The 6,698-nt window shown below is 37.5% G+C and carries 3 protein-coding genes and 1 pseudogene; all 4 read left to right on the top strand.

Annotated elements, in window-relative coordinates:
* The first annotated feature begins 123 nt into the window (after positions 1 to 123).
* Positions 124 to 588: a hypothetical protein gene (locus FJR37_RS24275; RefSeq protein ID WP_152608858.1), complete on the top strand. Its 465-nt coding sequence runs from the start codon at positions 124 to 126 to the stop codon at positions 586 to 588.
* Positions 589 to 1,767: 1,179 nt separating this feature from the next.
* Positions 1,768 to 4,791, top strand: a complete 3,024-nt coding sequence (locus tag FJR37_RS24270) for a DUF1574 domain-containing protein (RefSeq protein WP_168467347.1) — start codon at positions 1,768 to 1,770, stop codon at positions 4,789 to 4,791.
* A 125-nt stretch (positions 4,792 to 4,916) separates the two neighbouring features.
* Positions 4,917 to 6,416, top strand: a complete 1,500-nt coding sequence (locus tag FJR37_RS24265; RefSeq protein ID WP_168467346.1) for an MBOAT family protein — start codon at positions 4,917 to 4,919, stop codon at positions 6,414 to 6,416.
* Positions 6,417 to 6,589: 173 nt separating this feature from the next.
* Positions 6,590 to 6,698 (top strand): annotated as a pseudogene (locus FJR37_RS24260) (photosystem II q(b) protein); the annotation flags it as partial.

Raw genomic sequence — 6,698 nt, 5'->3', positions numbered from 1 at the left:
GTGGAGTTCTCTAAGTAACTTTAGCATAGGTAATTTGAATTGAGAAAATAAACCCAACAGGACTCATTATTATTTTGTCATTAATGTTGGGTTTTGCGATCACTTAACTAACCTAAGTAACTATTGAATTTAATCGAAAATATTCAGGCAATTATGTCAAAATCTTTTGAGTCATCAGAGCAAGCATTGATTGCAGCGGAACAGATAATCTATGATGAAGAGCTTTGTTTAAAACCTAGAAGCAAAGACATCATTCAAAAGTTTGCACACAAAGAGAATCAATGGAAGATGTCCCTGCAATCGCTTATTGATAGAGTAACGCAGCATAATTGGCTTGTATTGTTATTCATAACAGCAACTGTAGTTGTACTTATATATCGTTGGGTTATTGGAGTAGGAATTTTAGTAGCTATTTTAGTATTAGTTGGCTTAATTAGGTCTAATAAATCCGTCTTAGCAAATATTACTTACTTTATATTTGTGAAACAAGGACTGGAGAAACAAAAAGCAATAGCTTTGAAGTTAGCAGATGGTATGATTGTAGGGTGCGGTGAGCGATCGCTTGTTGCTGAACTGAGGAAAGATTAGTCAGTAACCCAGCCCTAAATGGACTGGGCTTGTAAGAGAAATCAAGCAAGCCGTACTGACCTGTCCAACCTGAGCGGCTTGCCCTGCTTGTGCCGAGCGAAGTCGAGGTAGCGAAGTCGAAGGGAGTCGAAGGGTAGCCGTTATTTGAGTCACGACACCCACCGAATGCGTTCGCGCCAGCCTGCCGTAGGCATAGCTAGTTCCCTGCGCTGTCATTTGCAACTAAACAGTTTTAAGGTCAGTGAAACAGTGTTGCAAGTCTAAAAAGCTCTTATAACAGGTCGTTCGCGCAGCGTGCCGTAGCATCAGCTAACATTACCCCAGAAATGGGAGGCTATGAGTGAGCAAAACATTATGCGTACAGAGTTGGGAAATTTGAATCGGTAATTGTCCCGTTGAAGTGAATTACAAAAGTACCCCAAATTTCCCAACTCCAAGGCGGTAATGAAAAAATATTCAAAGCGGTTAAAACCTGAGTTTCCCAGTTACCGAGTATTCTTATGGTGAAACTCGAGTCCTTTCTGCTCTAGGATCTTTTATTCCCGTAAAGTGGTGCAGAAACTTACTGGTAATCTCTTTGCTGTCTACACTGGGTATAACAGATGTTTTGGTTTTGCACTTCTTCTTAAATCCCGTTGACATTACTTAGATACAGTGGTTAGATGGGTTATCTCTTAAACTACCTTGAGTTGTGTCAATTGAACATCCTCCCACATATCGAATAAATCCCTTTGTCAATAGGGGTTGAGATGCGCTAACCCTGCTGCGCCCCTACCTCCTAATTCCTAAATTCTTCCATAAGATGGTGTTTGAAAAGTCATGATTGCTGTATCAAATATTTTACCCCTCCCTAACCCTCCCCTTATAAAGGGGAGGGAACTAGATTTTTATTGTTACTGATGATTGTTGGGTTAATCCTGAAATTGATAAAACCTTATAAAGGGGAGGGAACTAGATTTTTATTGTTACCCCCCTTTAGAAGAACGGGGGGTAAAAATGTGATGAAAATTACGGGATACCACTTTTCAAACATTCTCCAAGACCATCTTTGTCAATTTTGCAAGCTGCGTAAGTCCTAAATTATTTAAAAAAATGGCAAAATGTGATAGTTCTATGATTCTAGTTGACAAGTACAGCCGAAATTCCCCCATACAACCTTGCTGTTAAATCCCACCGCCCATGAAAACAGTATTACTTGATGATCGTCAAAATTCCTTAGTGCAATGGGTAAGCCAAGCAACGGGTATAAATACTTTCGGGGTAAAAGTCCGATTGCTAGGTAATGACCTACATATTCTCTGTGAAAACGCTGAATGTCCACAACGCTGGCAAACCTTATCGGAGTTATTGCAAGCACTACAGCAAACTGATGTAGATACCCTCACCAATGACGAACAACCGTCAATATACCAAGTATTAATTTATGGTCGAAAAAAAGGGGAACACCGTCCTGAATGGTGCCATCGGGTATATTTAAATCAACTGGAACGACATTTAGAACAGGCACTATTGGCACAGACAGAAACGCCTATAAGCCCTGGAGGCTCGCTGATTATCTCTAATGAAAGTTTGGCACGTCAAGGGGATGGGGATGCCATTGCTCGCTATTTGAGCGAACATCTCAGCCATTTAGGTATAGCAATACAGGTAAAAATTAAACCCTCTGCGGCGAAAAATAACTCTCAGATTGTCGCTAATCGTCTTTGGGTATTTTGTCAGTCTAGCTATAGCCCTGATTCATCATTATTGGCAGAAACGGTAGCCCAAAAGCTCAGACATTTGCAGCTTGTCGGTTATCAGGATGCCATTATTGTTGCCCAAGTTCGAGGGGAAACAGAGCCAGATTGGCGGGTAAGAGTAGATTTGACACCTCCAGAGGTGATGTTAAAAGAATGGGCGCGATGGGGAGATGTGCAAGCGATCGCTAGAATATTAACTGAAGAATTATTAGGCTTCGAAATAGCATTGCAAACTTCCCTCAAAGAATCTACCTTACACATCTTCTGTACCCCAGCTTTTGACCCCTTAGAAACCGCACCCGCACCGGATAAAACGACCGCACTACAAGCCATTGTCCCCCTACTCGAAAGTATTGCTCCTCAAGCCATTATCTCAGCCGCCATATACGGACAAAAAACCACAGACAAACAACCAACTTGGATAGATTGGGTATCTCTACCAGCATCTGAGCATCCATTCCTACTCACATCTGCATTGGAGCTTGCCCGTGCAGGTGATCAACCAGCCATCATTTTTTTACTCGAGCGACTACTCAATCCCAACCTAGATTGGCGATTGAAAACAGGTGGTATCCGGGTACTACTAGTTCGCAAAGAAGATTTATTACACATAATGTGTGATGCTCCCGTTTGTCCTACACGCTATCAAGTTTCTAGTAAAGTGACTCAATTTATCCGCCAACTGAAAATTTCTGGTATTACTGGTGTCCGTGTTTATGGTCGTCGTGCTGGTGATAAAGAACCCGTATGGCATCATGGGGCTGATCTAGAAGAACGTTCTCGATTAGTTCCTGAAGCAACACCAGAATTTGCCGCTACATCAGAATATGTAAATTCCCTAATGATAGATGAAAACAGTGAAGAAATTTTGCGTCCCGATTTAACCAATGAAAAAGTAAAAGGTTTTCTCAAAGAAGCATCAAAGAATTGGGTACTAAACACCAATAAATTAATCAGAAATTTACTTTTAAACAGTCAAATATTTACACCATCTAATCAGGAAATAGACGAAAATCCCGATAATCAAGGAATTGGCAGCGGGATGATTTGGTTAGCATTAGGATTACTTCTCACCTTACAAAGTGATTTTATGTTAGGCTACGTCGTCGCACATACTGTTAAAAATTCACCAAAAGCTAGTAATAATATTGTTTCACCATTATCCTCACAAGCACAAGCATCTTCACTATCACCAAATAATCAGAAAACATCATTTTCAAATCAACCAGGGACAACAGAATTACTTAATAATAATCCCTCCACCTTTAATGCTTCTGGATTTATTAATGATAACAATGCTCAATCAGGAAATTTGCCAGCCGGACCATTAAAAGAAAAAGCCACTTCTACAGCTATTTTATTAGCAGCCAGATCGCAAATACCCACTTTTAATGCTAGGCAATTAGATGAACAATTAGCTCTATATAAACAGCGGTTATCTACAAAAAAACGTCCACCAGATGTCTTAATTGTTGGTTCTTCTCGCGCACTGAGAGGAGTTGATCCTGTCGCCCTTTCTAAAGCTTTATCCTCCCAGAATCATAGCAATATTGATATATTTAACTTTGGCATCAATGGAGCAACAGCCCAAGTCGTTGATGTCCTCATCCGTCAGATTTTAGAACCCCAAGAACTACCAAAAATAATTTTATGGGCAGATGGTTCTCGTGCCTTTAACAATGGGAGAGAAGATATTACTTTCAATGCAATTGAATCTTCACCAGGATACAAACAAATATTACAGAAATCTCCAACAAAAGTCAAAGCTAATGAAGGTAATAAAAATCTAAAAGATCCCACAGAAAAAGTTAGTAATAAACCTAAAACAGCAGATACTAATATCTATCAAACCACTAACGATTGGTTAAATCAGTCTGTAGCTAATTTATCTGCTAGTTATAAAAGCCGTGATCAAATTAAAATTCTTCTCCAAAAACAACTTCAATATCTACCTTTTAGCTATCAACATTCCCCAGTTAAATCAAAAGTCCACATCACTCATGATTCAGAAATAGACAATAATTCTTCTCTCCAAGGAGTTGATTTTGATGGATTCTTACCTTTATCTATTCGCTATAATCCCACCACATACTATCAAAAACATCCCAAAGTCTCTGGAGATTATGATAATGATTATAAATCTTTCCAATTAGCAGGTAAACAAGATCAGGCATTCCATTCCATGTTAGAGTTTACCAAAAATAATAATATCTCTCTCGTCTTTGTGAATATGCCTCTTACTTCAGATTATTTAGATCCTGTACGCATGAAATATGAGCAACAGTTTCAAGAGTATTTATTAACCTTTACCAATCATCCTCAATTTATCTATCGTGATTTAAGTCAGCTATGGACAAAAGCAAATGATTACTTTTCAGATCCCAGTCACCTCAATCGTTATGGTGCTTATGAAGTATCCAAGAAACTAGCTATAGATCCAATGATTAGCTGGCCAACAAAATGATTAAATAGGAACTAGGGAATAGATGATAAAATATTCTTTATCCTCATTCCTAACTTACGAAAAATAACAAAATAATTGTATTCTTTCTTCCTCATCACAAATTCAGAATTATCAATTAACAAACAATGAAATTTATATCAATTTTTTATGGGTTGTTTCTATTGAGTGTTTTAGGCATCTACTGGACTGTTAATTTAGCAAATATAAGATTATGGATACTGTTAATAGCTAGTCTTTTATTTTACGCATCTTTGAATATTCAATATTTACCATTACTTTTAACACTAACTTTTATCAACTTCTATCTAGGTTTAGAAATTGGCAGTAATACTTCACCAGGAAAACATTCTCAAAACTGGAATTTATCTAATCAGGAATGGCAATTTGCTCAAGCTGACTGGAATCAACGCCGTCTTAAAGTATTGTGGATTGGCATAGGTTTTAATGTTTTTATTCTTTTAGGCTTTAAATACATAAATCATTTTCTAAATTTAGTTTTTAATCAGCCAACAAGTTCACCAGAATCATTGATTAAGTTAGTTGCACCTCTAGGAATTTCTTTCTTTACCTTTGAATGTATTGCTTATTTAATAGATATTTATCGTGGCGCTCAGGCTGCTACTAAATTTATCCAATTTGCCACATATAAATTATTTTTTGCTAAACTAATTTCTGGACCCATTACTCGTTACCATAATTTAGCGATTCAATTTGATACCCTTAGATTTCCCAGCATTGATAGAGTTGCTGAAGGAATGTGGTTAATTGCTAGAGGTGCAGTTAAAAAAGGTATCCTTGCTGATAATTTGGGTATATTTGTAGATTTATGTTTTGGTAACTTACAAAGGGCAGGTAGTACAGATTTGTGGTTAGCTACCTTTGCTTATGGCTTACAGTTATATTTAGATTTCAATGGTTATGTTGATATTGCTCGTGGTAGTGCTTTACTATTTGGGTTGGTTTTACCGGAAAACTTTGATTTTCCTTACTTCAGTACAAGTATTGCTGATTTTTGGCGACGCTGGCACATTACATTAGGTGATTGGCTACGTAATTATCTTTACTTTCCTTTAGGCGGTTCTCGGCGCGGATTAATACGTACCTGTGGAAATTTATTGATAGTCATGTTAGTAGCTGGTATTTGGCACGGTTCAGCTTGGGGTTTTATTATTTGGGGTCTATTGCATGGTATCGCTTTAGTAGTTCATCGTCTCACAGTTGTACTAAGCGATCGCTTGACAATTCTTAATTCATTTTGGCAAAATCCGCTAGGAGTTATTTTTGCTTGGCTTTTAACACAAATCATGGTTTTCACATCTTGGATTTGGTTTCGTCTCCCCAACCCCCAAGATTCCGCTTTAGTGATCAAAAACTTTTGGGGTCATGCCGGTGATCAACAATTTTCAGAAAAAATCTATGTAGAAGCCTTAAACATAAGTCAGTACCAACTTTCTTATTTGTTAATAGGCATAGCTTTACTAATGTTTATAGCATATATTTTTAAGCGAGGCATGAAATTAGAATTTAGCTGGCCAATTAAAATTGTTTTTGTTCCCCTATGTTTTTATGCAGTTTGGTTACTAGCGCCTGAGGGTAGTTTACCTTATATATACTTTGATTTTTAGAGGTGAATTTTCTGCTGCAATTCCTGTAAATCTCATTACATTAGGAAAACATATAACTGATATAACTAATACTAATTTTAATTATCTTTACAAATTTAAACTTATCCTCTAATGTTGTATTCAGGTAGGCAAAACAACCTACCAACATCATAAGAAAATAAAGCAATCATAAAATGACAACTACCTTACAACAGCGCGAAAGTGCTAATGTGTGGGATCGCTTCTGCGGTTGGATCACCAGCACAGACAATCGTTTATATATCGGTTGGTTCGGTGTATTAA

The organism is Aphanizomenon sp. UHCC 0183, assembly GCF_009712065.1.
Taxonomy (GTDB): domain Bacteria; phylum Cyanobacteriota; class Cyanobacteriia; order Cyanobacteriales; family Nostocaceae; genus Dolichospermum; species Dolichospermum heterosporum.
Note: the sequence above shows the minus strand (reverse complement) of the source record. Positions and strands in the feature narration are given on the sequence as shown.